Source organism: Lysinibacillus sp. NPDC093210, assembly GCF_044753985.1.
GTDB lineage: Bacteria > Bacillota > Bacilli > Bacillales_A > Planococcaceae > Lysinibacillus.
Genome location: NZ_JBIVOE010000009.1, coordinates 88,927 through 113,856 on the forward strand (window position 1 = coordinate 88,927; position 24,930 = coordinate 113,856).

Sequence of the window (24,930 nt, forward strand, 5' to 3'; positions counted from 1 at the left end):
TTCGATTTATCCAGCAAGTATAATCGAGTGATTGTAAATGCTATATTCTGTACTAAACAGACTATATTTTTCACAAAAATACTTATTATATAGGCATTTTTCTGTACCAATAGTAATAAATACACAAGCAACACAGCATATTTGTGAACAAATTGTATATTACAGGATTGTAAAGTTTTATGTAGAGAAGATAAATTTTATGTAGATAAACGAAAGATTTTGTTATGATAGTAAAGTTTAAAGGTTGATTATTTTATATACATCCAGGAGGATTTCATTTACATGCTTAACTCAAAAAAACAAGACCCTTTCTTTATAGCATTGCATAAAATTGCAGAAAACATGAGAGAGGCCGTACATTACGCAAATGATTTTCGTATTACAAGTGTAGCTGACTTAAAAGAGATTAGCATTACAATGAAGAATTACGAAACAGCTGGCGATAAACTCATTCATGAACTTATCGTGATGCTAAACAAATCATTTATGACACCGATTGAGCGCGAGGATATTTTAGAATTCGCAATCCGTATGGACGACGTGTTAGATGGTACGGAGCATTGTATCGCTCACTTTGAAATGTTCTCCTTAACAGAAGTTGATGAAGCGATGCGTATTTTCTTAGGCTATATTTCAAAAAGTGCCGACGAAATTGTTAAAGCTACTGAAGAGTTAAAGAAAAAAAATCTTATCGGCATGCGCCCACATGCAATTTTAATAAAAGACTATGAGCGCGAATGTGACGAAGTACAAAGAACTTCGATTAAGCAATTGTTTTTAAATGAAAAAGATCCAATCCGCATCATTAAGTTTAAAGATATTTATGAACAACTAGAGGATATCGCTGATTATTGTCAAAACGTTGCAAACACAATGGAAACAATTATCATGCGTAACGCGTAATTAGGAGTGGATCACTTACAATGAATACAATAATTATACTAACCGTATTGGTCGTCATCTTTGCCCTAACATTTGACTTTATCAACGGTTTCCATGATACAGCAAATGCTATCGCAACTTCGGTTTCAACTAGAGCATTGCCTCCACGTGTTGCCATTATTATGGCGGCGACGATGAACTTCATCGGTGCTATAACTTTCGTTGGTGTAGCAAAGGCTCTAACAAAAGATATTGTAGATCCATTCTCTTTAAATGCATTTCAAGGAGATACAACAGGTTCTGTCGTTATTTTAGCCGCATTAATTTCGGCTATTATTTGGAACCTGCTTACTTGGTACTTTGGTATCCCTTCAAGTTCTTCACATACATTAATCGGTTCAATTGCTGGTGCAGCAGTTGCTTCTGCAGGCTTTGGCGTACTTAACTACGGTGGTTTTACGAAAATTATTATGGCTTTAGTATTTTCACCAATCATCGCGATTTGTGCCGGCTTTCTAATGATGTCTCTGTTTAAATTATGGTTTAAAAACTTAAATCTATATCGTACGAACAAAGGCTTCCGTACAATGCAAATTTTTACAGCGGCTATTCAATCGTTTACACATGGTACAAATGACGCGCAAAAAGCAATGGGTATTATGACAATGGCGTTAATCGCTGGAGGCTTACACACTGGGGATGATATTCCTTTTTGGGTTCGAGCTGCTGCAGCAATTGCCATGGGTCTTGGTACTTCTATTGGAGGCTATAAAATCATTAAAACAGTCGGCGGTAAAATAATGAAAATCCGTCCTGTTAATGGCGTTGCAGCGGATTTAGCGTCTGCTACTGTTATTTTCGGTGCGACATTAGTTCACTTACCAGTATCGACAACACACGTTATTTCCTCATCAATCATGGGCGTTGGTTCAGCACAGCGTGTTCGTGGTGTAAACTGGGGAATGGCACGTAAAATTGTGACAACTTGGATTATTACAATGCCAATATCAGCTGTTATGGCATCCGTTATTTACTTTATATTATCTTTATTCTTCTAAATTTTACGGCACTTTCTGCTCACAGAAAGTGCCTTTTTAGGTGCCTTTTCAGGTGCCTTTTTAAGTGACAGGCACTCACACAATTCTCGCACAATTAGGAGCAACCCTTTGCAAACATTTTTGATATCCAAGTAAAACATCCACGAAGACTCCTGTGGAAGCGCGCGTAACGTTAGATGTAACAGGCGCCGCATCAGCGATGGTTGCGACTTACGTTGTGGACGCGGAAAGCGCAGTGGATTTTTACGCTTTAGGAAAATTGTCGTTTGAGCAGGAGTTTTTACTTTGTCACACGACAAAAAGCGACACATCCTTTACACTAGTTTAAAAGGGGGATGCTTTATAATTATGAAAACTTTTTCAGCTTTTATCACTGCACATGCGAAAGCTATCGTTGCAATTTGGATTGTTATTTTTATCGCAATGGCTGTGTTTGCTATACAGCTTCCAAGCAAACTGCATGGAGATGGCTTTTTTGTTGAAGCTGATCATACTTATGTCACAAATGAACTAGCAAAAACATTCGACTTACCTGCAGAAACTATAATGGTTGTCTTTGACCAAGTAGACAATAAAAAAATCGAAGACACCTTACAAAAACTCGATGATATTCAAGAAATCCATTCAATCCAATCACCACTGGAGGATTCTTCGCTACAAAAGAATGGCATCGCCTATGCCATGGTACATTTTAAAAATAACATTGAAAATTTGCCCGATACAGTTAAAGAAGTTCGAACATTAATTGAGGAGGAAGGCATTAGTATTACAGGTGGGCCTGTGATTTCTGAAGATATAAATGAAGCTAGTCAAAAAGACTTGGCTTCTGCTGAAGCCATTGGATTACCAATCGCTATTGTCGTACTATTACTAGCCTTTGGGACCGTTGTAGCAGCAATTTTGCCAATTATAATCGGTGTCGTTACGGTTGTCACAGCATTTGGATTGTTGACACTACTTAGTGGTAGCGTTAACTTATCTATTTTTGTCTTAAACATTGTACCAATGCTAGGACTTGCCCTCAGTATTGACTTCGCTCTACTATTTATTAATCGCTATCGTGAAGAACGTGGTCACTCTACAATTGCAGATGCAATACAAATTGCTATCCAGACAGCTGGTCGTTCAATAATCTTTTCTGCTGTTTGTGTCATGATTGGCCTTGGTGCCATGATCGTAATTGACGTTGAAATATTCCGCAATATTGCGCTAGGTGGCACAATTGTCGTGTTGTTCGCAGTGCTGTCAGGTCTCACATTATTACCTGCTACAATGATGGTGTTGGGAGACCGTCTAAATAAGTGGCGCATAATACGCGTAAAGCCTGGTGGGACAAATCGTTGGCGCAGTTTTGCTGGCTTTGTTATGAAGCGACCTGTCACAATTGTCATTGTTGCATTATTGTTACTTGGTATCGGGATGATTCCATTAAAGGATATTAAACTAGCTATACCTCAAGTGGATTCTTTACCAACTAAATATGATGCACGTGCAGCATACGATAAATTAGATGACACGTTTGGGCTCGGTGATACTTCGATTTTATATTTACTAGCTGAACGTAAAGAAGGCTGGGAGGATGAGAAGGCAAGAGAGCTACTGTTTGATATACAAGAACAGCTGCTTGACGATCCACTCGTTGATCAAGTATCAACTATTTATACGGCCGCGAATATAAAATCGCCAGAGGAATTAACAGCATCTTTGGAAATGCCACAAGTTGCAGAACAATTAAAACCACTTATTCATACCTTTTCGAAGGATACACAATTGTTTATTCCTATTACATTAAATGTAGCTGGTTCGTCCTCTGCTGCACAAAAATTTGCAAGAACATGGATGAACAAAGATTTAAACGTCGATTTTAAACTAGGTGGACAAGGTAAATTCAATCAAGAGATTTTCGATGAAATTGCCAATAAAATAGTATTCGCTGTCTTAATCATTATCGTGTCAACATTCTTTATTTTAATGCTTGCCTTCCGTTCGGTTTTAATTCCTCTCAAGGCAATCATTATGAATATTATTGGGCTATCCTCAGCGTTTGGGATACTCGTATATATATTCCAATATGGACATTTTGGAATAGAAGCTGGCACAATTGTCCTCATCATTCCGGTTATTGTATTTTGCCTTGTATTTGGTTTAAGCATGGACTATGAAGTATTTTTAATATCTCGAATACAAGAGGAATATCAAAAAGGTGCGGATAATACTCGTGCGACAGTGGAGGGTCTTACATCTACTAGCCGTATCATTACATCTGCTGCGCTTATTATGATTGTTATTACAGGAGCGTTTGCTTTTACCGACGTTATGCCTGTAAAGCAAATCGGTGTTGGTATTGCCATTGCTATCGCAATTGACGCTACAATTATTCGCCTTATGCTTGTCCCAAGTCTTATGAAGCTATTTGGCGACTGGAATTGGTGGTTACCATTTGCTAAGAAGAAGTAATTTCTATTAACAAAAATCCGAGAACGTCAATTTACATCGTTCTCGGATTTTTCGTTTAAAAATATTTACGATACCACTCTCTTGCTGAATCTACTTCAGGCATTGTAAGCTGGTGACCATAGTTAAACCATGCTGTCGTGACATTAGCGCCTGCACCAGATAAAAGTGACTCTAAATCTTCTGATTCCTGCGCTGAACACAGCGGATCATTTGTTCCAGCTGCAATAAATACAGGCGTATTAGTTAATACAGGTAGTTCGATTCCTCGTCTTGGCACCATCGGATGATGTAGAATCGCACCTGCCAACGCATCTTTAAAATGGAATAATAAACTTGCTGCAATGTTTGCGCCATTTGAGTAACCAATAGCTACAATACGTGTACGATCAAATCCGTATTGCTCTGCTGCTGTTGCCAAAAAGCTTTGTAATTCTTGTGTACGGAAGATTAAATCTTCTATATCAAAAACACCTTCAGCTAAACGACGAAAAAAACGAGGCATACCGTTTTCTAATACATTACCGCGTACACTTAAAACATTAGCCGTTGCATCAATTTCCTTTGCAAGGCTAATTAAAGAATGCTCGTCTCCACCTGTACCGTGTAATAACAATAAGGTAGGCTTTGTTTCATCTGTTCCTTTATGAAATATATGTTGCATGAACACATCACCTTTCAATTATCTTGAATTCGAGATAATTGTAGCTTGTGGTAAAATTAAATTCAAACTTTTTGACTTATTAAATTCACGATTTTCGCTATTTGGCTGTTCTTCATTGTTTTTATAGAAATTTTGAATCGTAAAAACTGAAAATAAGCATGCAATTACTAAAACAATAAGTACAACTCCCACCAATTTTTTACCACTCATTGCGCGTTTTCCCCCATATTACTTAGTTCTTTTTACGAAAGCCTTCTTCCAATAAATATTCCTTTGCCGCATCATATGTGCCAAAGGCTTCTTCTAGATTATCTCGATGGTACACATTCCATGAACGTTGTTCAAAGGCAAGCTCTAATTGATCACCTTCACGATTACGCCAAGTCTCAATAATCGGTTCTTCTTCCTCTTGTTCCTCGCCTAAATACGTAATCGCATCTTCAATAATGGAACGCAGTTGTTGCTCATCGTAATCACGAATATTTACTAATCCTTTATCATTTGCCTCATTTTCGTAGCGCAATAAATCCCCTACAAAGACAAAACCATTTCCGTTTGGATGCAATTTTTCAACGACAATCGTTTTTTCAAACAGACTGTCCATAAAATGATAATTCACTCGTTTCATCGAAATTTCTTTTCTCGTTAATTCAGAAAACGATTCAATTATCGCTTGTTTTTGTTCAAATGTTAGCATGTATATGCTCCTTTTCTTTCATTGTAATTACAAGTATAGCTTATTTTCTACACAAATTAACATATAGACATAAAATGCTCATAAAAATAACTTCAATTCAATTCGAAGTTATCTTTATGAGCATAATTCAGCATGGTACTATTTTTACACACATGCGAGTTGGCACTGATTATTATCCTTCTTCATTGTTTTTTCATATGCTTAATCAACTAGCAAGCGATTACGCTAATCTATCGACTGTACATTGAATTTTTCACAAAATCTATTACATCTGCAACATACAACTCACGATATGGAACAAATTGCGCTGTGCTTACAGGTCTTACTACCCTCGCACGTTGTCCATCTGGAAAATATTCATATCCTTCAATATTCAGCGTGACGGTTTTTCCTAAAAAGAAATCTTCGGCTTCATCAAGCTTTGCTCGTACAACACCCGAAACTTCCTCATATTGCAACTCAAAAGAATCCCAATTGTCTTCAAAAGGGTACAAATACACATGACAAAATTCATTATCAATCATTTTTTCGGATACGATACTACATGAAGTCATACCCATTTTTACGACTTCATTAATATCGATTGTTAATCCTAATTCTTCTCTTACTTCTCGTATGCCCGCTTCCACTGTCTCAATGGCTAGTAGGTGACCTGCTGCTGTAATATCAAGCAGTCCTGGATAGTCCTTTTTTTGCGCACTACGAATTTGGAAATAAATATAGTTCTCGTTGACAAGCCAGCAATGAAAAGTCTCATGCCACAAGCCTTTTTCATGTACCTCTGCTCGTGTAGCCGTGCCAATTTGTTCATGCTGCTCATTAAAAACTTTCACAATCTCTTGTTCCATTTTTATTCGACCCCTATACAGACTTCGTAGCCTTTTTCTTTATCGCAATTCGTTTATCATAAATATTCGAAACAATAACCTTTAATACCGCATAAAACGGAACGGCAATTATAATCCCTATGAAACCTGCTATATTTCCTGCTGCTAAAATAATCGTAATAACCGTTAGCGGATGGATATCGAGAGATTTTCCCATGACATTTGGTGTAATGAAGTTACTATCAATCTGCTGTGCAATAAGCGTAACAACACATACCCAAACTACAAGCATCGGATCCTGAATAACTGCCACAATTACCGCTGGTGCAAGGGCGATCCACGGTCCGATAAACGGAATCATATTCATAAAGAAAGCAAAAATAACGAGCAATAATGAATACTCTAAGCCAATGATTAAATATCCAACATACATAATAAGTGCTAATAAAAAACTAATTTGCAGTTGGCCTTGTATATAGCTACGTAATACATCATCAATTTCACTTAACGTCTTTTTTATCCATTCCCGACGCTCACCACTAAAATATTTATAAATGGATGGCGCAAATTTCTCATGATCCTTCAACATAAAGACGAAGAAAAACGGAATTAAAATAGCTAATAAAGAAACTGAAACAATGGACTGTATAAAGGATACGAGCCATTTACTTGCCACGACAGCAATACTTTGTACAGAATTAGCAAGATTATCGATAAATTCGGTTATTTGTGGAGGTAAGTTATCCTTATTGCTGAACAAGCTGACCACATAATCAGTTGCATCTTGAATACTTGATCCAATCATCGGTGCATTTTTCGCAAGATTATTAAGCTGTGTAGCTATCGGGTTACCAACAACCCACCCAAAGATAACTACCATGGCAATCAGTCCAACAATAATTGTTAATATACTAGCCCATCTTGGCCATTTTCGCTTTTCTAAAAAACGCTGAATCGGCTCTGTCACATAATACAACACGCCACCAAGTAATAACGGCACAAATATAGCTTTTAAAATAATCGCAAGCGGTGAAAAAATCCAATGAATTTCTATAAAATATTTAAGTATTAGTAGAACTAGTAAAGTGCCTATTCCTACTTGAAACCATACTTTCCTCGTCACGTTCTTCACTTCCTTTTATCACAGTTACTGAAAATACTACTTATATATTAACCATTTCGCAAGTATCCTAGTATTTATTACAAACATAAAAAAAGATAACAGACTAAAAAACAACTTATCTTGGACAAAAGAGAAAAGTGTTAGATTGACTGCCATCAATCTAACACTTTTTGCCGTTGATATCCGCTACGGCTGTTGCTTTCCGCGGGCACACACGTAAGCCGCAACCCTCGCTAGCGCGCATTCTGTAGCGTCTTACGCTGTGTGCGTTCCCGCAGGAGTCACCGCCTGCACTACCATCAACTAGTACTCTTTCTTTGCTGAATTTTATTTATGGCAAAAGTAAAAAAGTTCTTCTTCATAATAAATAGCAAAAGCTGATTTACGAGCACCTGTGTTTTAGTTTCTAAAATTCCAAGTTAAATCTCAGTCTCTCTAACTAACTCGGTTTCCCAGAGAAGTTACACAAATTTTTTCATTAGCTCTAGAAAGATTCTATCGCAATCTTATAGCTTTGTATCATCCACTGAATTTAAGTAGTTTTCAATAACACCGATTACTGATTCTACACAGCCATCCTCGAATGGTGAAATTAAGCCAGCTTCTTTCACAAGCTTCGTAAATGACATAGAGCCTCCTAAGCCACATAAATGGATATAGTCTTTCCAAGCAGCCTCAAACTCTTCACGTGAACGTTTCCAGAATTGGAATGCACAAATTTGCGCTAACGTGTAGTCAATATAATAGAATGGGCTTGCATAAATATGTGCCTGACGTTGCCATATACCACCTGATTCTAAGTAGCTATTCCCATCATAGTCACGATGCGGTAAATATGTTTCCTCGATTTTTTTCCATGCAGCTTTACGCTCAGCAGGTGTCATCGTAGGGTTTTCATAAATAACATGTTGGAATTCATCAACTGCAACACCGTAAGGAAGAAATAGTAGGCCACTGCTTAAATGTGTAAATTTATATTTCTCTGTATCTTCTTTAAAGAATAATTCCATCCAAGGCCATGTAAAGAACTCCATACTCATAGAATGGATTTCACACGATTCATATGTTGGCCATAAATATTCTGGAATGCCAATATCACGGCTTGAGTATACTTGGAAGGCATGTCCAGCCTCATGCGTTAACACATCAATATCACCTGAAGTACCGTTAAAGTTAGAGAAAATAAATGGTGAATGGTGATTTTCAATAAACGTACAGTATCCGCCACTTTCTTTTCCCTTTTTCGCTACTAAGTCCATTAAGTCATGATCAATCATAAAGTTGAAAAATTCACCAGTCTCAGGTGATAGTTCTTCATACATCTTTTTACCGTTAGCAACAATCCAATCCGCATCACCTTTTGGCGTAGCATTTCCTGTTAAGAAGTTTAGAGCTTCGTCATAAAACTTCAAGTCCGAAATGCCGATACGCTTAGCTTGACGCTCAAATAATTTTGTTGCAACTGGAACAATTAAATCACGCACTTGGTCACGGAATTTTTTTACCATTTCCGCATTATAATCAATACGGTTCATACGAATATAGCCAAGCTCTACATAATTTTTATAGCCTAACTTTACAGCAATTTCATGGCGTACTTTGACAAGCTCATCATACAACCGATCAAATTCCTCTTCATGCTCAGCAAAAAAGCCAAAGCGAGCTTCTGTAGCCGCTTTACGCATGTCACGATCTGTCGATTCTGCATAAGGTCCTAGCTGAGCTAACGTTAATGTTTCACCATTAAAGTCAATTTGAGCTGAGGCAACTAATTTATTATATTCGGAAACTAGCTTGTTCTCCTTTTGCATTAAATCAATAACTTGCGGAGAGAACCCTTTAATTTGATAGGACGCTAAGTCGAATAACTGTTGGCCCCATTTTTCTTCAAGTTGCTCACGGAATGGCGAAACTATTAATGCTTTATAGTATTCTGTTGTAATCTCTTCAAGTTCTGGGCCTACTTCATCAAAATAGTCACGTTCTTCTTGATAAAACGAATCGTTCGTATCAATCGATGCTCGAATATATACGAGGTTAGCCATTGTCGCAAACTCATTGCTTAATTCATTTAACTTTTCAATTAGCTCGCTTTGCGCCTCAACAGTTTGCGCTTCTTTAAATTGCTCGATTAAAGCTAATTGCTGCTCTTTCATTGCTGCCACGTTTGGTCGGCTGTATTTATAATCTTTAAACGTTGTCATAGAAGTACCCTCTTTCTGTCGTTTACTCGTTATATTTCTATTATATGACAAATATATTAAAGAAAGATAGTAAATATACCATTAATGACCTATGATATACGTTTTTAACAATGCAGCTCTTTCACGAATCCTTAACTTCGTTTCAACAGATTTTGGCGTTTTTGCAACAACGACATCCGCCTCTAGCTGAAGCTTATTAGCTAAATACTTTGCCCTTTGCAAATGGAAATCATTCGAGACAATCGTAATTTTCTTTGTTCCCTCTGGGAGTAATTCTTTTGAAAATAGTAGGTTTTCATATGTCGATGTGGATTGTTCTTCCACTAAAATTCGTTCAGGGTCAATCCCCTTCTCTTGCAAGTACGAAAGCATTGCAGAAGCCTCTGTCCTATCCTCATCCGCCCCCTGACCACCCGATACGATTACCTTCACGTGCGGATACTCATTTAGATAGGTTACAGTTTCTTCCAATCTGTTTTTTAAGGATAGAGATAATATCCCACCAGGCTTTACTTTTGCTCCAAGCACTATGGCATATTGTGCAGTTCCATCAGCAACTGGCTGTGTCCCTCGTTTCATTTCTTGTCCTAACCATATATAGAGGGCACTGCCTATACAAACGACAATTGTGATTCCTCCCACCAACCACTTTTTCAATTGCAACACCCCTTTTTACTTACAACGTCCACAATATAAAAAGGATGCTTGTACAAATGTAGCTACTGTACAAGCATCTTTATTAACTATCTTATAGTAAAGCGTTGAATCGATTCCTGTAATGCTGAGATTTCGTCTGTTAAATCGTTGGAGGATTCGCTAACAAGTTGTATAGCTCTTTGTTGCTCGTCAACAGATGCTGTTACTTCCTCAGATGCTGCTGCATTTTTTTCACTGATCATAGCGATACTTTCAATCGACTGCATCATATCATCTTTTGAGCTATTTAAATATGCCACACCTGAAGTCATGTCCCCAATAATTGCTATAATTTTTTCAACAGCCAGTTCAATTTCATTAAATGAAGATTCCATTATACCAACTGAATTATTTTGCTCTCGAACAATTGCACTTGTTTTTTGCATTTCATCGTTCACTAAATTCGTTTCACTTTCAATACCACGTAGCGTTGTGCGTACTAAATCTGTTGCAACGGAAGTTTGGTCTGCTAGTTTTCTTACTTCCTCCGCTACTATTGCAAATCCTTTGCCATGCTCGCCAGCACGTGCCGCTTCAATCGATGCATTTAATGCAAGAAGGTTTGTTTGATCGGAAATCTCATTAATTGTTCCTACAATACCTTCAATTTCTCTTACTTTAACAATTAAGCTATTAAACACTGTTTGTACACTATTAATAAGCGTAGACGATTCCTGTGATTTGTCCTTCAAACTATTTAAATTTACAAGCCCTTCTTCATTGGAATGCTTCATAATTTGAGATGCATCTAGCATTAATTCATTTTTATCATGCAGCCCTACAATTTGCTGAGCAAATGCTATAGCTGTGCGATTCGTATCTTCAGCATCTGAAGCTTGCTTAACTGCACCTCTTGAAACCTCATTTATAGCTTTCACAATTTCATCACCGTACGCATTTGTCTCCTCAGCAACGGCTGTTAAATTAGCCGAAGTGGATTGAATTTCAGCGATTGATTCTTCCACATTTGTAATTAATGTCTTCAATTGATCTACCATATCATTAAAGCCTGTGTTTAATTGGCCAATCTCATCTGTACGTTGTAGGTTTTCAATTTCCACCGTTAAATTCCCTTGTGCTACTTCACGTACACGAGTCGACAAGTTTTTAACAGGCAAAGCCAAATGTCTCGAAACAAGTATTACGATAACTGTACCGATAATAATGGCTCCTAATAGTGTCAGTCCAATAACTAATAACAATGAATTGGCTTCCTTATTAAAATCTTGCATGTATGTACCCGATGCTATAATCCATCCCCAATGTGGATCTTTTGTAGAGTAAATGATTTTATCAGCTAAAACATCCTGACCTGGAAGTGCAAATTCATATTGTGTAAAGCCCCCACCCTCTAATGCTCGTTCAGTTACATCGCGAATAAAATACTTACCACTACTATCCTGTTCATCCCACAAGTTATCCCCTTCACGAGTAGGATGTGTTGTTAGCGTCCCTTTATCGTCTAACACGTATAAATAACCATATTCACCTAAATTACCAGGATAATTTATTGGTCGTTTTCCCTCACTATCCTTTGGCCCAAGTAGCGCTTCACGTACTTTTTCCTGCGCAACCTCTAATGGGATGTCGCCTTTTTCTACACTTTCATTTGCCAGTTCGATTAATTGCAAAGTAGACTCAACGCTATTTTGAAGGACTTGTTCACCTAATCCTTCCATCCCGTCCTTTGCTTTCCCATAGCTAACTATACCAATGATTAAGCTCGGCACTATTAATAATGCCATTGAAACGATAATTAATTTCCCCTGTATTGAACGTAAAAATTTCATACTTTACACCCCTTTTTACTTCTATCGTTTAATGCATTAATTAATATTATGGAATGGATTTACAGTTTACACAATGGGTATTTCACAATAAATGTGTATATTATTCACCCTTTCGCTTAAATATGCTAATATACACATTTCTTCGCAAACAAAAAAAACTATCTTTCTACAGGGATACGATGTGTAGAAAAATAGTTTTTTGATATTCTTTATAATTTAAAAGTATTAATCGCTTCAATTACTTCTTTTGATGTCCGTTCCAAAATTTCCACGACTTCATTTAATTCCGAAACCATTGCCACCTGAAGATCAGAAGCTGCCGCTACCTCTTTAGTTCCTAAAGCACTTTGCTGTGCAATACTTTGCATTTGCTCTATTGTCGCTAATATTTCTTCTGAGCCTGCTGACATTTGCTCTATTACTGCAGAATCATCCTGAATTTTATTATTAACAAGCACAACGGATTGTAAAATTTGAGAAAGGCTAGTACCGATACGTTGCACTGCTACATTACCTGCCTGCACATCCTCAGTACTTCGTGCCATTTCAGAAAGGGCGCGTTCCGTAATATCTTTGAAACTTATTAAATGCTTTTGAATATCATCAGCAGAAGTCTTAGACATTTCAGCCAATTTACGTACCTCGTCAGCTACAACAGCAAAGCCCTTCCCAGCTTCTCCAGCCCGCGCCGCTTCAATAGCTGCATTTAATGCAAGTAAGTTTGTTTGATCAGCAATGTTTGTAATAACATGGACCATATCTTCGATGGATCGGAATTTATTGCCCATTTCTTCAACATGTCCTGCTGTACGTAAGACTGAAGATTCTACACTTTGTATTTGTGAAACAACCTCATGGGAATGGTTAACATTCGATTCGACTAATCCTGTCATAGCAGTAGATGACTCAGCTATTTCCGAAGTTGTATCTGCTAAACGTTGAATGCCAATCGACATTTCGTTCATCGTTAATACAACCTCATTATTATTTTGCTGGTGCTGCTCACTGCCTGCTGCAATTTCGATAATACGGTCTGCAATCTTCAAATTGGATGTTTCAACCTGCTGCGATGTAGCATCTATTTTGCCTACAACATCTTGCAATGCAACAGTACGATGTTGAATAGTTTGGAATGTGTCTTTTAACTTTATTAGCGATTCCTTAAAGGCCTGTGCAAAAACTGTAATTTCATTTTTATTTTTAAAATGAATTTGTTCCACTGCTTTTGTCGCTTCCTCAATATCACCTTGCGCAAAGCTTTCTGCAGCTTCCCCTAAATAACTTAACGGTTTTAATGAACGATTTACATAACGATACACTACGTACATAACAATCGCCGTTAAAATTAACATAATTGCAATAAGAGCTGGTAAAACAGAAGTTAATACGGTATTCGTTACGCCGCTTACTTGTGTTGCCTCAATATCTACGCCAACAAAGGCAACGATAGTACCTGATGCATCTTTTAACGGCACTGTACCTGATAAATAATCGCCAAAATCACTATGTAATATTGCTGAATAATAACTGCCTGTAGACATTACTTTTTTAAGATCTTTATAGTATGTAGAAGAGGATTCCGTATTAATAATACCTGCATTTTCTTGGTCATCTTTAGGCATTCCATCTACTAAAAACCTTACTTTTTGATCTTCTTTTGGTACGGCAAATGTGTAAGCATAGAGAACGCCATTTTGTTCACGTAATCCATTTAACTCTTCTCTTAGCTCCCAGTATAATTTAGACTCCGATGGGCTTTTTGAAAGCGCAATATAGTCATCAACATTTAACTGTTTAGCAATGTTTTCTGCCATCGCAACAGCCTGTGTGCCCATCGTTTTATTTACAGATGATTTTGCTGTGTAAATAGTAGTTACTATAAAACCAATCAATAAAGCGACTATTGTCATTAATAACATTAAAATAATTTTATTGCTTAACTTATTTGTTCTTGTCATATTATTGGCACTTTCCTTCTTCATTTTACTAGTATACTAATTACTTATTATTACTGAATATTTTATTTTTTCAACTATTTTGACTTTTATACTACGATATTATTGCTAACCAAGCAATTAATGCTAGTAATGTAATGAAAAGTGTCGGTATAGTTAGTAAAATACCTATTTTAAAGTACTGTCCCCAGCTAATTTTAATGCCTTTCTGTGCCAATATATGAAGCCATAACAATGTTGCCAATGAACCAATCGGTGTCATTTTCGGTCCTAGATTCGTACCTATAACATTGGCGTAAATCAGTCCTTCTTTAATTGTTCCGGTTGCACTTGTTTCAGCAATAGCTAATGCATCAATCATAACGGTCGGCAAATTATTCATAACCGCAGACAAAATTGCTGCAACAAAGCCCATTGTTAATGTCGCTACAAACAAGCCTTGCTGAACAGTAAGCTCTAACAAATCTGCTAATAAACCTGTAAGACCTACATTTTTCAGACCATAAACAACGACATACATACCAATTGAAAAAAACACTATGCTCCATGGTGCACCTTTAATAACCCTCTTCGTATCAATGCTTTTACTTCTCCGTGCCAACCATAAAAAGATAATTGCAACACTACATAAAATAAATGACACTGGAATAGTAAAATACTCGCTCGATAAGAAACCAAGTAATAATACCGCGATAACGTACCAAGATATATTAAATAACTTTTGATCTCGAATAGCGACATTCGGGTGAACTAATGCTTCCATCGAATACTGCTTCGGAATGATTCTTCTAAAAAAAACATATAGCACGAAAATGCTAGCGATTAAAGAAATGATATTAGGCACGACCATATGCACTGCGTATTCCATAAAACCAATATTAAAATAATCCGCTGACACGATATTTGTTAAATTACTGATTACTAGCGGTAATGACGTTGTATCTGCGATAAAACCACTTGCAATGATAAATGGAAATACCCTTTGCTCTGTTAAGTTCAACTTTCTTACCATTGCTAAGACGATTGGCGTTAATATTAGTGCTGCACCATCATTTGCAAATAATGCAGAAACAATCGCACCCAAGCAGGCTATATAGATAAATAGCCGAATCCCACTCCCTCGCGCAAGTCGAGCCATATGCAATGCTGCCCATTCAAAAAAGCCAATTTCATCTAAAATGAGCGAAATGATAATAATCCCTATAAACGATAATGTTGCATTCCAAACAATGTCGGTAACCGCCACGACATCATTGATTGTTACGACACCTAACATTAAGGCAAATGCTGCACCTATACATGCAGACCAGCCGATTGATAATTTACGTGGCTGAACAATTACTAAAAATAACGTCACTAAAAATATAACGATAGCCAAAAAAGTTTGCACAATTCTCCTCCTTAAATCTGTGACATCCGACACGGCTTATTAACTTGATTCAGAAATGGTTTGTACCTCCACAAAAACGTATTGCCTAGCATTATCCTTCATATTTAGAAGTAGAGGACTTTTGCTGAATCAAGTTAAAAACCAGTAGCAAAGGATTGCTACTGGTCTGACTTATAATAAAAATTATTCACCTAAATCTGCGTTATGGTAAACGTTTTGTACATCATCTAAATCTTCTAATGCATCAATTAATTTTTCAAATTTCGCTACATCATCACCTGTTAATGTAACTTCTGTTTGAGGGAGCATTATAAGCTCAGCTACCGTAAATTCTTGAACACCCGCCGCCTTCAATGCTTCTTGTGCAGCAAAGAATTGGTCTGGTTCCGCATAAATAATGACAGTCTCTTCTTCTTCAAGAATATCACGAGCATCGACATCTGCTTCCATTAAAATTTCAAGTACTTCATCTGCAGTCTTGCCCTCTAAACCAATAACTGCTGTGGAATCAAACATATAAGCAACTGAACCACTTACACCCATGTTGCCGTTGTTTTTACCAAATGCCGCACGTACATCAGAAGCTGTACGGTTAACATTGTTTGTTAATGCATCAACGATTAGCATTGTTCCAGCTGGTCCGAAACCTTCGTAGCGTAATTCATCGAAGTTTTCATCGCCGCCACCCTTCGCTTTTTCGATTGCCTTTTCAATAATATGTTTAGGAACACTGTAAGTTTTAGCACGTTCAAGAACAACTTTAAGAGCGCGATTTGATTCAGGATCTGGTTCTCCTGATTTTGCTGCTACATAAATTTCACGACCGAATTTTGCATTCACTCGACTTGTGCTTTGGTCTTTTGACGCCTTCTTTTCTTTAATATTGTTCCACTTACGACCCATTGTTTCCACTCTCTTTCGAAAATAAAGTTTATAAAAATCATAGATGTACAACCGCACATCTGCAAATGGTATTTAAATACTTTTCGTATCTTTACTCTGCAAATAATAACATATTGATGCTTACAAAGCTAGATATACCAATGTTTAAGGTAATGTTTTCAGAACAGGATGTTGCATGAAATTTATTAATTTCAAGGCTCTTAATCGTTCTCACATGTTCATAGCTTTTGCTCATGCTTAATTTTATCTAATAAAGCTCGACAGCCTTCTAGCACTAAATCATAAGTTTCCTGAAAATCCCCTGTATAGTATGGATCAGGTACATCCATTCGATGGTCCGTTAAATCTAAAAAGCGGAAAATTTTTGGTGAATCGGGATTACCAAGCATTGTATAAATGTTACGAATATTATTTTCATCCATTCCAATAATGTAATCGAATTGCTCAAAATCACGCTTATGTAGTTGTCTACTTTGCATTCCTGTCATAGAGATACCATATTCTCGTAACTTATCTTGGGTACCTCGATGGGGAGGCTCACCAATATGCCAAGAGCTTGTTGCAGCTGAATCTACTTTAATTTTGTCATTCAACTTTGCGTTTTCTATTAAATCTCGCATGACTGCTTCAGCCATTGGAGAGCGGCAAATATTCCCCAGGCAAACAAAAAGTATATTAATCATTAAAAATGCCCCCTACGACAAAGCACCCAAAATCAACTTGATTCTGAGTGCTGTCCGTATTATTTTTTATCCGCTACAATTCGTTTATTTAATTCGTCTGTTAAGGCAACAAGCTCGTGTTCAAGATGTTGTGTAAATTCCTCACGCCCTTCTTTTCCTTTGCCTGTTACATAAAACGGCTCACCATAAATGAGATAACCTTTCCCACGTTTAAACACATCCCCCGCATTTCGCGCTCCAACGTAAGCAGCCGGAACAATCTGTGTTTTAGACAGTTGTGCAATCGTTATAGCACCTTGCTTTAAATCTGATCCTTCTGAATTTCGAGTACCTGATGGGAAAATCCCAACAATTTTCCCTTCCTTCAGCAACTGCGAAGGAACTTTAATAACACTCGGTCCTGGATTGTCACGATCAACTGGAAAGGCGTTTAAATGGTTAATAAGCCAGCCAAGTCCCTTAATATCAAACAATTGCTTTTTCGCCATAAAGTGAATTTCACGAGGCAAGACTGCAACACCTAAGTTTAATATATCTACATACCCTGTATGTGTACATGCAATAATAAACCCACCATCCTTCGGTAAGTTTTCCTCATCATATACACGTGCTTTTGAACCCGATAATTTTAATATCAATTTGACAAGATTTGCCGTAAATTTATACACTGTTTTATTCCTACCTTATTCAATAGTTATTATCATTGTAATCGAAAAGAGTTGTATACTGCAATTGTCCAAGTCAAATCTATTTGATTTAGACCCGACCTACTAGCATATCGACATCAATCGTTATTTCATTTACAGTCACTTCTGTATGCTGCGCCTTATGCCAGCCCATCGGCGTCATTTCAAGCAATGCAGGAACGAGCACTGAAGCAAGTGGCACCGTATAAGTTATACGCTCTACTGTGACATTTGAAAAACTTTCACGAAAGCGTACTACAGTTTGCTCATTGGAGTATGTTTCTTTTGCCGAGTCAGCATAAAGTTGTGAACGTAATTGTTGCAAATAGCCACTTTGTGGTACAACTTTTACGACACATCCATTTGACGTAAGTAATCGTTTAAATTCTTCATAATTAGCTGGGGATAAAATATTTAAAATGACATCAAAGCTTGTCTTGGCAAAAGGACTTTTTGCTAAGTCTCCAACACACCAAATTTGCTCTGGATAATGCCGAGCAGCTGCAAGAATACCCTCTTTTGCAATATCAATACCAATGCCGATACCTTGTTTTTGCGACAGTATACGTGCTAAATGTGATCCCTCTCCACAGCCTGTATCAAGCACTGTTTTGGCTTCTCCTATTAGCTCTGCTATTTTCTCCTCTAATGGATCATACAGACCACTATCAATAATCGCTTTACGGGATTCAAAAAGATCTTTACTATATTTAGAAGCTACACTATGCGTCAGCATATTTACATAACCTTGCTTTGCAATATCAAAGGAATGGTTTGCTGAACATGTAAGCCTCCCTTGGTCATAGACCTGCATGGACTCCTGACAAATCGGACAAGCAAATAGCCCGATATTTGCATCTATTAACGCCGCTCCTGCAGCACGTTTTGAAAGTGCCCCCATTTAATTCGCCTCCTTTTGTTCAGTAGGTGAGACAATTGCAAAACGCTCCCACTTTCGACTTTTCCATCTAAAGTATACGATAATGGCACGCATCCATTCATCTGCAGAAATAGCTAACCAAATCCCTACTAGTCCCCAATCTAAAACAAATACAAACAAATAGCCAAGTGGCAAACTCATACAGACCATCGATAAAAAGCCAATTTTCACTGGAAACCTTGCATCGCCTGAAGCACGTAATGAATTAATAACAACGATATTCATCGTACGACCTGTTTCTAATAAAATACTTAATGCTAATACAGACCCACCAATAGCTATTATCTCTGCATTATCTGTAAATATGCTCATTAACTGTTTTCTGAAAATCGTCACAACACTTACCATTAGTATTGTAAAAATAAAAGCTGAGCGCACGCTTATCCATAATTGATGATATGCCTCATCTTTTTTACCCGCACCTACATAGCGACCTATAATAATAGCTGTCCCCGTACCGATTGCAACCGCAAACAAGTACGTAAACATCGAAATATTCATTGCGTATTGTCTTGCTGCAAGCGTTTCAGACCCTATATAAGTTGCATAATAGAGGAAAACAATTTGGCAAAATTGATAAAGCACTTGCTCAAATGCAGACGGTAAACCGATATTTAAAATTTTTCGGACATACTCTTTTGAAAAAGTGAAATAGTATTCGATTTTCACACGTATCTCCATTACCTGATACAACAGCCATGAAAATACAATAACCGCAAGTCCACGACTAATAATCGAGGAAATCGCAGCACCTTTCACACCCAATTCAGGCAATCCAAAATTACCAAAAATCAATCCGTAGTTTAACACGACGTGAACGACATTCATACCGAGTGATACATACATCGTCTGCTTCGTCCAACCATGTACACGAATAATAGCCGCTAATGCATTAATAATAGCTTGTAAGAAAATAAAACTACCAATTATGACTAAATAACTTTGGGCATATTGTAAGACATCGCCCTTCAGATTCATCATCGACATTAAATGGCTTGAGCCTAAGAAAAACAGAGCACTCATAATAAGGCCAACAATTAAGTTCATCGTAATTGCCAACGCCGAAATCTTTGTAGCCTCTAAAAATCTTTTTGAACCTAAATATTGCGAGACAACTATTGCAGCACCATTGCCTACCACTTCAAGAATTAATATCGCAATATGAATGTATTGATTTGCTGCGCCAACACCTGATACAGCGTTATCCGATAAGGCACTTAACATAAATGTATCGGCTAAGCCCATTAACATAAATAAAAAAACTTCTAAAAAAATCGGCCATGTTAAATGAAATAGACTAAACTGGTCTGCCGAATGTTTCTCTCTAATCGCATGTCCCAACAACTTCACTTCTCTCTATATTACATAAAAATCTATTGTATCTTATCACAGATTTGCCACTGTAAAGGATAGCGAATACAAAAATATTTTGAATAGCTTACAAAAAAAATCCCTCTCACTTACTTACTGTGAAAGGGCGTCCTACTAGCATAAGCAATTTTCTTGTAATTGCTGGCGTTTTTCTGTTGTTAAACCAAACTCTTGCTCTAAAAACGCTGTTTTCGAACCATAACGACTATCTATAGCATCAAAAGCAGCTTGCAAATAATCCTCACGTGCAGACATTAATGCATGGAACTGTTGTAACTCTTGTTCATTAAAATTATTTTGAATTGCCTGTGCCATTCTTTCTACCATAGGGCGTAAATAAATATTCGTATCTAAATAGTCTTGCATAATGGTTTCCTCGGGTACGTCTAATGCGAGCAAAATGAGCGCACCGCCAATTCCCGTTCGATCTTTTCCTACTGCACAGTGATGGACGAGGCCTAAATTATCTGGATTTTGAATTGTAGACATTAATTTTTTAAATGAAGCATTGTTAAATGGCATTTGTGCATAAAAATCGCGGAACATCTCTGGGCTTACAACCTTATAAAAATTGTGGCCGCCGGTATTTGTCGGCATCTCAAATGCGTGATTGCCCTTTGCAGGAATTTGAATATACTTTGCGCCTTTAAATGTGGGGTTAGGATTATTTAGTGCCTCTTGTTGATCTCGGTAATCGAAAATTGTTTTTACTCCTAGTGCTTCAAAGCGCTCCTTGTCCGCTTGTGTCATCTTACCTAGTGCAGCTGAGCGATATAGCAATCCATTCTTAACCACTCTGCCATCTCGCGTCTTATAGCCACCCATATCACGGAAATTCAAGACTGCCTCAAACGGAATAACTTTCATGCCAAACTGTGTCATCCACTACGCCTCCCTTATTTAAGCAATCATCTATATCTCTATTTTATAGAACAACTGAAGATAATACCAATTATTCACAAAGCCTTTTAGAAGAAATCCACAGTCTATGAATTGTCGGTAGCCATGGAAATATCGCCGGTTGAAGCCCGTGAAGTCTGTACGCAGCAGAAAATATCTGCTATAGCGGACAGCAACGTTCACAGCAAAAAAGTGTTAGATTGAACGCAGTCAATCTAACACTTTATCTCTTTGGCACAAGCTCTAATGGTTGGCTTTCACCATTTATATTTATTTAAATAATTCGGGATATACTGCTTTTGCTACCATCTCAACAGCTTCACCAATACGTGGACCTGGACGATTTGAAATATCAGTATCAATATAATTTACTGCTTTATCTTGAATAGCAGTAATTGTATTCCATCCATCACGCCCAAGGATTTCTCCTACTGCGTCTTCTACATAGTTTACTGTTGTTAAAATAACTTGAGGATTTTTCGCAATAACATCTTCCTCAGAAACTTTTACCCATCCTGTTTGATCACCAAATATATTGTTCACATTCGCTGCATCAAGAATCTCTTGTTGGAAAGTACCAGCTGCTGTCGTATAAATATCTGGCTTAGGGCTAATTTCTAAGTAAACATTTTTAGGTGTTTCTACACCTTTTACTTTTGCTTGCACATCCGTGATTTTCGCTTTAATATTTTCGTTTAATTGGTCACCTTTATCTTTAACGCCCATCACTTCAGCAATTTGTTGAATATCTCCATATACATCTTCAAATGATGCTGCTGATTGAATAGCAAATACTTTTACGCCTGCATCTTCAAGACCTTTTAGCGCATCTAATGTTTCGGCATTGCCTGTTGAATAAGCAATAACAACATCTGGCTTTAATGCTACAATTCGCTCAGTGTTGAATGTTACAGAATCAGAAACACGTTCAATATCTTTTGCTTCTTCTGGGTACGTATCATATTCAGTTGCACCAATAACTTTATCGCCAACACCTAGTGCAAATAGGATTTCTGTGTTACTCGGTTGTAATGACACAACCGTTTTTGGTACTGTATCAAAGGCTACTTCTACATCGCGATCATCTGTCACTTTGTAGCCTGTTTGCTCAGCTTGTTGTCCTGCTTTTGATGTATCGTCCTTTTTAGCTTCATTTGCTGTGCCGCACCCTGCCAATACAAGGGCTAACATTAACACTGAAAGCCATTGGAAATTAAATAGTTTCTTCACTTTACACATTCTCCTTCTTTTTCTTCATCGGATATGATTTGCTTATAAACGGTATTTCAGCAATACCAGCCTGTTGATTCATGTATACAGCCATTACAAAAAATACATTAGCTAATAATCCTAAGTAATCGAAAAGGATGGCTGGTACTTCTCTTTCCTCAGAAACTTTATGTAGAACACGGTATGATTTTTTTGCCTCACTACGACATAAATGAAGCGCAGTTGCAGCCCCCGTACCTTGTGGTAAAACAAAGTTCTGAATTTCTTCCTTTACATGCCCTACATAAAAATCATAGCGATTGCTAAGCCATAACAAATCTTCTTCCGTTACCGCTAATTTGCCACGTACTGAGCCATTTACATGGTAGGCCATTGGCAAAATAGTCAATAAATCTGTCGCCACTACTTCAACTTCTTCAGCTTTTACAGCCGTCAATGCTACACCGACATGAGTTGTTAAACTATCCGTACGAATCTCAAACTCTACAGTAGATATTTTTTCACGCATGAACGGGTAGCAAGAATAACGGGCATCTTTTTTCATACTTAGTCCCTTCTTTCTTTCATGAACAGATTTTGCTTTAAGGTGCATAAAAAAAACGTCGCTCCCTAGGGAACGACGAAAATAGCATATATAGTGCCGCCTCACGCGACATTGCCTATGTATTTGCCGTATATCCTCCTAGCTTCCGAAGAGTTTTTATACATTAAATAAAGGTCGGTCTCCTGGCTCGTACAGCTCACTACCCAATGCAGTAGCGATATCATAAAACCTTCCCATCTCGGAACTTTCCCTTTTCGACAGTGGCATTTTTTATGATTCTTGTACTTACAGTTGCGGAAACAGCTTCGGTTTTACACCGAATTCCCGATTATGCTAAATTAGCACCATTATTCTGCAAGAATTATTCACTTGATTAGCAGTTTATCATATATTGATTTGAAAAAGTAGTTGTGAGATTGTGGAATATTCGAATATATTTATACAAAACTTAGCACTATTTCTACATAGTGATCAGCTATTTGTTATTCCAACCTAAAAATTCTGATTAAAATAGCTTGCTATAAAATTTTTTCAATTGCTTGTTCAATATCTAATTGTGAATCTGTTGGTTCAAAGCGCTCAACTGTATTACCTTGATTATCAACTAAAAATTTCGTAAAGTTCCAACGAATGTTACGTCCATCTAAAAAGCTAGGCGCAATTTGGATAATAGCTTCAGCTAACATCTTTTCCTGCATATTCGCTTTTCCGAATTCACGAAAATCTACTTCATGCTTTAAATAATTGAATAACGGATGTGTCTCTTCTCCATTAACCTGGACTAGTTCAAAAATCGGGAAAGATACCCCGTAGTTAATTTGACAAAGTTGTGTTGTCTCCACTCCATCTTCTGGGTTCTGCTGCCCAAACTGATTACATGGGAAACCTAAAACAACGAAATTCTCCTTGTCGTATTTATTATACATTTTTTGTAAATCTTCAAATTGATATGTAAAATCACATTGGTTGGCGGTGTTGACGATTAACATTGTCTTTCCACGATACGTCTCCATTGATAAAATTTCACCGTTAGGCTTTTTCACTAAATAATTATAAATTCCCATTTTCTCGACCCTTTCTAATTTACCAAAATTATACTGTTATTATGCTATACACAGTTGCATATTTACGTGTTTCCCCTTTATAGATATTTCTAGCTCTCACTTATACCATTGCTTACATCAGTATATAAGACCTATCAAAAACTGAATCCATCCTCCTATTTTTATTATAAGCAATAACTCTCCTTTCTTCAAAACAACACACTTGGGCATAAAAATAGCCATCTCGCTATTTTAACGGATGGCTGTTTTATATTTCTTTTTGTATTTTATATCCTGCTCTTCATCTATTAATCTCTTTGCAATATCCAGTAAGTTTTGATCATTCGTAGCATCAAACAACTTCTTGAAGGAGACAATAATATCATATCGAATACGCGATGGTTGCTTTTCATCGATACATGTTTGGAACCTTTTCGCTAAATATGAAACAATTAAATCCCTTTGAACTTGTCCAGCAAGCCCAATTTGCCAAATTGCTTGAAGAGCATGCCTTGCTGTTACTGTTTTTTCATCATATGTTACTGCCCAAATTTTTAAAAAATCATCCAGAACACGCTCTTCAGGGTCACTTTTTGCTGCTAATGCACATAAAAACTGTGCTGCCCGTGCACGAGCATGTCCATCTGTATATGTAAGGGCTTTAATAAGCTGTTCCCAAACAGCATATGTCCAATCTACTGGTTCTTGCATAATTTTTATCAATTTTCTGTACGACGCGTATTCAATCTCACGGTCACGCTCTGTTAAATTACTAAAAAGTTGCAAAATCTCTTTTTCCATGATTTATCCCTACCTTCATTCTTTCAGAACGTTTTCAAATTTTATTTTTTTTATGGTACACTTTACTTAAAAATAACGATAAAAGGAGA

At 37.1% G+C, this 24,930-nt stretch carries 23 protein-coding genes and 1 riboswitch; of the genes, 3 read left to right on the forward strand and 20 right to left on the reverse strand.

Features of this window, described 5'->3' with window-relative positions; genetic code table 11:
• Window positions 1-282 precede the first annotated feature (282 nt).
• From ACIP9C_RS18930 to ACIP9C_RS18940, 3 genes are all read left to right on the forward strand, one after another.
• Window positions 283-903, forward strand: a complete 621-nt coding sequence (locus ACIP9C_RS18930; RefSeq protein ID WP_173479367.1) for a DUF47 domain-containing protein — start codon at window positions 283-285, stop codon at window positions 901-903.
• Window positions 904-923: 20 nt separating this feature from the next.
• A complete protein-coding gene (locus ACIP9C_RS18935) occupies window positions 924-1,940 on the forward strand; it encodes an inorganic phosphate transporter (RefSeq protein WP_401013091.1) in 1,017 nt (338 codons plus the stop codon).
• 348 nt (window positions 1,941-2,288) lie between these two features.
• A complete protein-coding gene (locus tag ACIP9C_RS18940; RefSeq protein ID WP_401013094.1) occupies window positions 2,289-4,397 on the forward strand; it encodes an MMPL family transporter in 2,109 nt (702 codons plus the stop codon).
• Between the two features lie 55 nt (window positions 4,398-4,452).
• Here ACIP9C_RS18940 and ACIP9C_RS18945 read toward each other — a convergent pair whose 3' ends face one another.
• The 20 genes from ACIP9C_RS18945 to ACIP9C_RS19040 all read right to left on the reverse strand — a co-directional run bounded on the left by ACIP9C_RS18945 (window position 4,453) and on the right by ACIP9C_RS19040 (window position 24,841).
• The gene (locus ACIP9C_RS18945; RefSeq protein WP_401013096.1) at window positions 4,453-5,058 is read right to left on the reverse strand and encodes an alpha/beta hydrolase; all 606 of its coding nucleotides are present in this window, start codon (window positions 5,056-5,058) and stop codon (window positions 4,453-4,455) included.
• Window positions 5,059-5,076: 18 nt separating this feature from the next.
• The gene (locus tag ACIP9C_RS18950) at window positions 5,077-5,268 is read right to left on the reverse strand and encodes a hypothetical protein (protein WP_401013099.1); all 192 of its coding nucleotides are present in this window, start codon (window positions 5,266-5,268) and stop codon (window positions 5,077-5,079) included.
• Window positions 5,269-5,290: 22 nt separating this feature from the next.
• Window positions 5,291-5,755 (reverse strand): hypothetical protein, encoded by a 465-nt coding sequence (locus tag ACIP9C_RS18955; RefSeq protein ID WP_401013102.1) that lies wholly within the window; start codon window positions 5,753-5,755, stop codon window positions 5,291-5,293.
• 230 nt (window positions 5,756-5,985) lie between these two features.
• On the reverse strand, window positions 5,986-6,603 hold the full coding sequence (locus ACIP9C_RS18960; RefSeq protein WP_401013104.1) for an NUDIX hydrolase: 618 nt from the start codon (window positions 6,601-6,603) through the stop codon (window positions 5,986-5,988).
• A 13-nt stretch (window positions 6,604-6,616) separates the two neighbouring features.
• Window positions 6,617-7,705 (reverse strand): AI-2E family transporter, encoded by a 1,089-nt coding sequence (locus ACIP9C_RS18965; RefSeq protein WP_401013107.1) that lies wholly within the window; start codon window positions 7,703-7,705, stop codon window positions 6,617-6,619.
• A gap of 506 nt (window positions 7,706-8,211) precedes the next feature.
• Complete coding sequence (locus ACIP9C_RS18970) at window positions 8,212-9,909, reverse strand: M3 family oligoendopeptidase (protein WP_401013110.1); 1,698 nt, start codon at window positions 9,907-9,909, stop codon at window positions 8,212-8,214.
• 81 nt (window positions 9,910-9,990) lie between these two features.
• Window positions 9,991-10,566, reverse strand: coding sequence for a YdcF family protein (locus ACIP9C_RS18975; protein ID WP_401013113.1), 576 nt, complete (start codon window positions 10,564-10,566; stop codon window positions 9,991-9,993).
• A gap of 86 nt (window positions 10,567-10,652) precedes the next feature.
• Window positions 10,653-12,395 (reverse strand): methyl-accepting chemotaxis protein, encoded by a 1,743-nt coding sequence (locus ACIP9C_RS18980; RefSeq protein WP_401013116.1) that lies wholly within the window; start codon window positions 12,393-12,395, stop codon window positions 10,653-10,655.
• 209 nt (window positions 12,396-12,604) lie between these two features.
• A complete protein-coding gene (locus ACIP9C_RS18985) occupies window positions 12,605-14,353 on the reverse strand; it encodes a methyl-accepting chemotaxis protein (protein WP_401013118.1) in 1,749 nt (582 codons plus the stop codon).
• A 91-nt stretch (window positions 14,354-14,444) separates the two neighbouring features.
• Complete coding sequence (locus ACIP9C_RS18990; protein ID WP_401013121.1) at window positions 14,445-15,740, reverse strand: arsenic transporter; 1,296 nt, start codon at window positions 15,738-15,740, stop codon at window positions 14,445-14,447.
• 183 nt (window positions 15,741-15,923) lie between these two features.
• Entirely contained in the window at window positions 15,924-16,643 is a 720-nt protein-coding gene (locus tag ACIP9C_RS18995) for a YebC/PmpR family DNA-binding transcriptional regulator (protein WP_401013123.1), read from the reverse strand.
• 218 nt (window positions 16,644-16,861) lie between these two features.
• Window positions 16,862-17,326: a low molecular weight protein-tyrosine-phosphatase gene (locus ACIP9C_RS19000; protein ID WP_401013126.1), complete on the reverse strand. Its 465-nt coding sequence runs from the start codon at window positions 17,324-17,326 to the stop codon at window positions 16,862-16,864.
• A gap of 59 nt (window positions 17,327-17,385) precedes the next feature.
• Window positions 17,386-17,994 carry a lysophospholipid acyltransferase family protein gene (locus ACIP9C_RS19005; RefSeq protein ID WP_401013128.1) on the reverse strand — a complete coding sequence of 203 codons (609 nt, stop codon included), beginning with the start codon at window positions 17,992-17,994 and terminating at the stop codon, window positions 17,386-17,388.
• An 88-nt stretch (window positions 17,995-18,082) separates the two neighbouring features.
• Entirely contained in the window at window positions 18,083-18,913 is an 831-nt protein-coding gene (locus ACIP9C_RS19010; RefSeq protein ID WP_401013131.1) for a putative RNA methyltransferase, read from the reverse strand.
• Window positions 18,914-20,293 carry an MATE family efflux transporter gene (locus ACIP9C_RS19015; protein ID WP_401013134.1) on the reverse strand — a complete coding sequence of 460 codons (1,380 nt, stop codon included), beginning with the start codon at window positions 20,291-20,293 and terminating at the stop codon, window positions 18,914-18,916.
• 144 nt (window positions 20,294-20,437) lie between these two features.
• Window positions 20,438-21,205: a tyrosine-protein phosphatase gene (locus tag ACIP9C_RS19020; RefSeq protein WP_401013137.1), complete on the reverse strand. Its 768-nt coding sequence runs from the start codon at window positions 21,203-21,205 to the stop codon at window positions 20,438-20,440.
• Between the two features lie 288 nt (window positions 21,206-21,493).
• The gene (locus tag ACIP9C_RS19025; protein WP_401013140.1) at window positions 21,494-22,453 is read right to left on the reverse strand and encodes an ABC transporter substrate-binding protein; all 960 of its coding nucleotides are present in this window, start codon (window positions 22,451-22,453) and stop codon (window positions 21,494-21,496) included.
• A 1-nt stretch (window position 22,454) separates the two neighbouring features.
• Window positions 22,455-22,997: a hypothetical protein gene (locus ACIP9C_RS19030; RefSeq protein ID WP_401013143.1), complete on the reverse strand. Its 543-nt coding sequence runs from the start codon at window positions 22,995-22,997 to the stop codon at window positions 22,455-22,457.
• Window positions 22,998-23,152: 155 nt separating this feature from the next.
• A riboswitch (cobalamin riboswitch) is annotated at window positions 23,153-23,361 on the reverse strand.
• A 154-nt stretch (window positions 23,362-23,515) separates the two neighbouring features.
• A complete protein-coding gene (locus ACIP9C_RS19035) occupies window positions 23,516-24,061 on the reverse strand; it encodes a glutathione peroxidase (protein ID WP_401013146.1) in 546 nt (181 codons plus the stop codon).
• A gap of 231 nt (window positions 24,062-24,292) precedes the next feature.
• Complete coding sequence (locus tag ACIP9C_RS19040; RefSeq protein WP_401013149.1) at window positions 24,293-24,841, reverse strand: hypothetical protein; 549 nt, start codon at window positions 24,839-24,841, stop codon at window positions 24,293-24,295.
• Window positions 24,842-24,930 lie beyond the last annotated feature (89 nt).

Coding starts and splice junctions, on each gene's coding strand:
- ACIP9C_RS19010 (WP_401013131.1), bottom strand. CDS start 18,913: ATGGGGGCACTTTCAAAACGTGCTGCAGGAGCGGCGTTAATAGATGCA.
- ACIP9C_RS18995 (WP_401013123.1), bottom strand. CDS start 16,643: ATGGGTCGTAAGTGGAACAATATTAAAGAAAAGAAGGCGTCAAAAGAC.
- ACIP9C_RS18930 (WP_173479367.1), top strand. CDS start 283: ATGCTTAACTCAAAAAAACAAGACCCTTTCTTTATAGCATTGCATAAA.
- ACIP9C_RS18955 (WP_401013102.1), bottom strand. CDS start 5,755: ATGCTAACATTTGAACAAAAACAAGCGATAATTGAATCGTTTTCTGAA.
- ACIP9C_RS19035 (WP_401013146.1), bottom strand. CDS start 24,061: ATGGGAATTTATAATTATTTAGTGAAAAAGCCTAACGGTGAAATTTTA.
- ACIP9C_RS19040 (WP_401013149.1), bottom strand. CDS start 24,841: ATGGAAAAAGAGATTTTGCAACTTTTTAGTAATTTAACAGAGCGTGAC.
- ACIP9C_RS18950 (WP_401013099.1), bottom strand. CDS start 5,268: ATGAGTGGTAAAAAATTGGTGGGAGTTGTACTTATTGTTTTAGTAATT.
- ACIP9C_RS19020 (WP_401013137.1), bottom strand. CDS start 21,205: ATGACACAGTTTGGCATGAAAGTTATTCCGTTTGAGGCAGTCTTGAAT.
- ACIP9C_RS19030 (WP_401013143.1), bottom strand. CDS start 22,997: ATGAAAAAAGATGCCCGTTATTCTTGCTACCCGTTCATGCGTGAAAAA.
- ACIP9C_RS18970 (WP_401013110.1), bottom strand. CDS start 9,909: ATGACAACGTTTAAAGATTATAAATACAGCCGACCAAACGTGGCAGCA.
- ACIP9C_RS18945 (WP_401013096.1), bottom strand. CDS start 5,058: ATGCAACATATATTTCATAAAGGAACAGATGAAACAAAGCCTACCTTA.
- ACIP9C_RS19000 (WP_401013126.1), bottom strand. CDS start 17,326: ATGATTAATATACTTTTTGTTTGCCTGGGGAATATTTGCCGCTCTCCA.
- ACIP9C_RS18940 (WP_401013094.1), top strand. CDS start 2,289: ATGAAAACTTTTTCAGCTTTTATCACTGCACATGCGAAAGCTATCGTT.
- ACIP9C_RS18985 (WP_401013118.1), bottom strand. CDS start 14,353: ATGACAAGAACAAATAAGTTAAGCAATAAAATTATTTTAATGTTATTA.
- ACIP9C_RS18935 (WP_401013091.1), top strand. CDS start 924: ATGAATACAATAATTATACTAACCGTATTGGTCGTCATCTTTGCCCTA.
- ACIP9C_RS18960 (WP_401013104.1), bottom strand. CDS start 6,603: ATGGAACAAGAGATTGTGAAAGTTTTTAATGAGCAGCATGAACAAATT.
- ACIP9C_RS18980 (WP_401013116.1), bottom strand. CDS start 12,395: ATGAAATTTTTACGTTCAATACAGGGGAAATTAATTATCGTTTCAATG.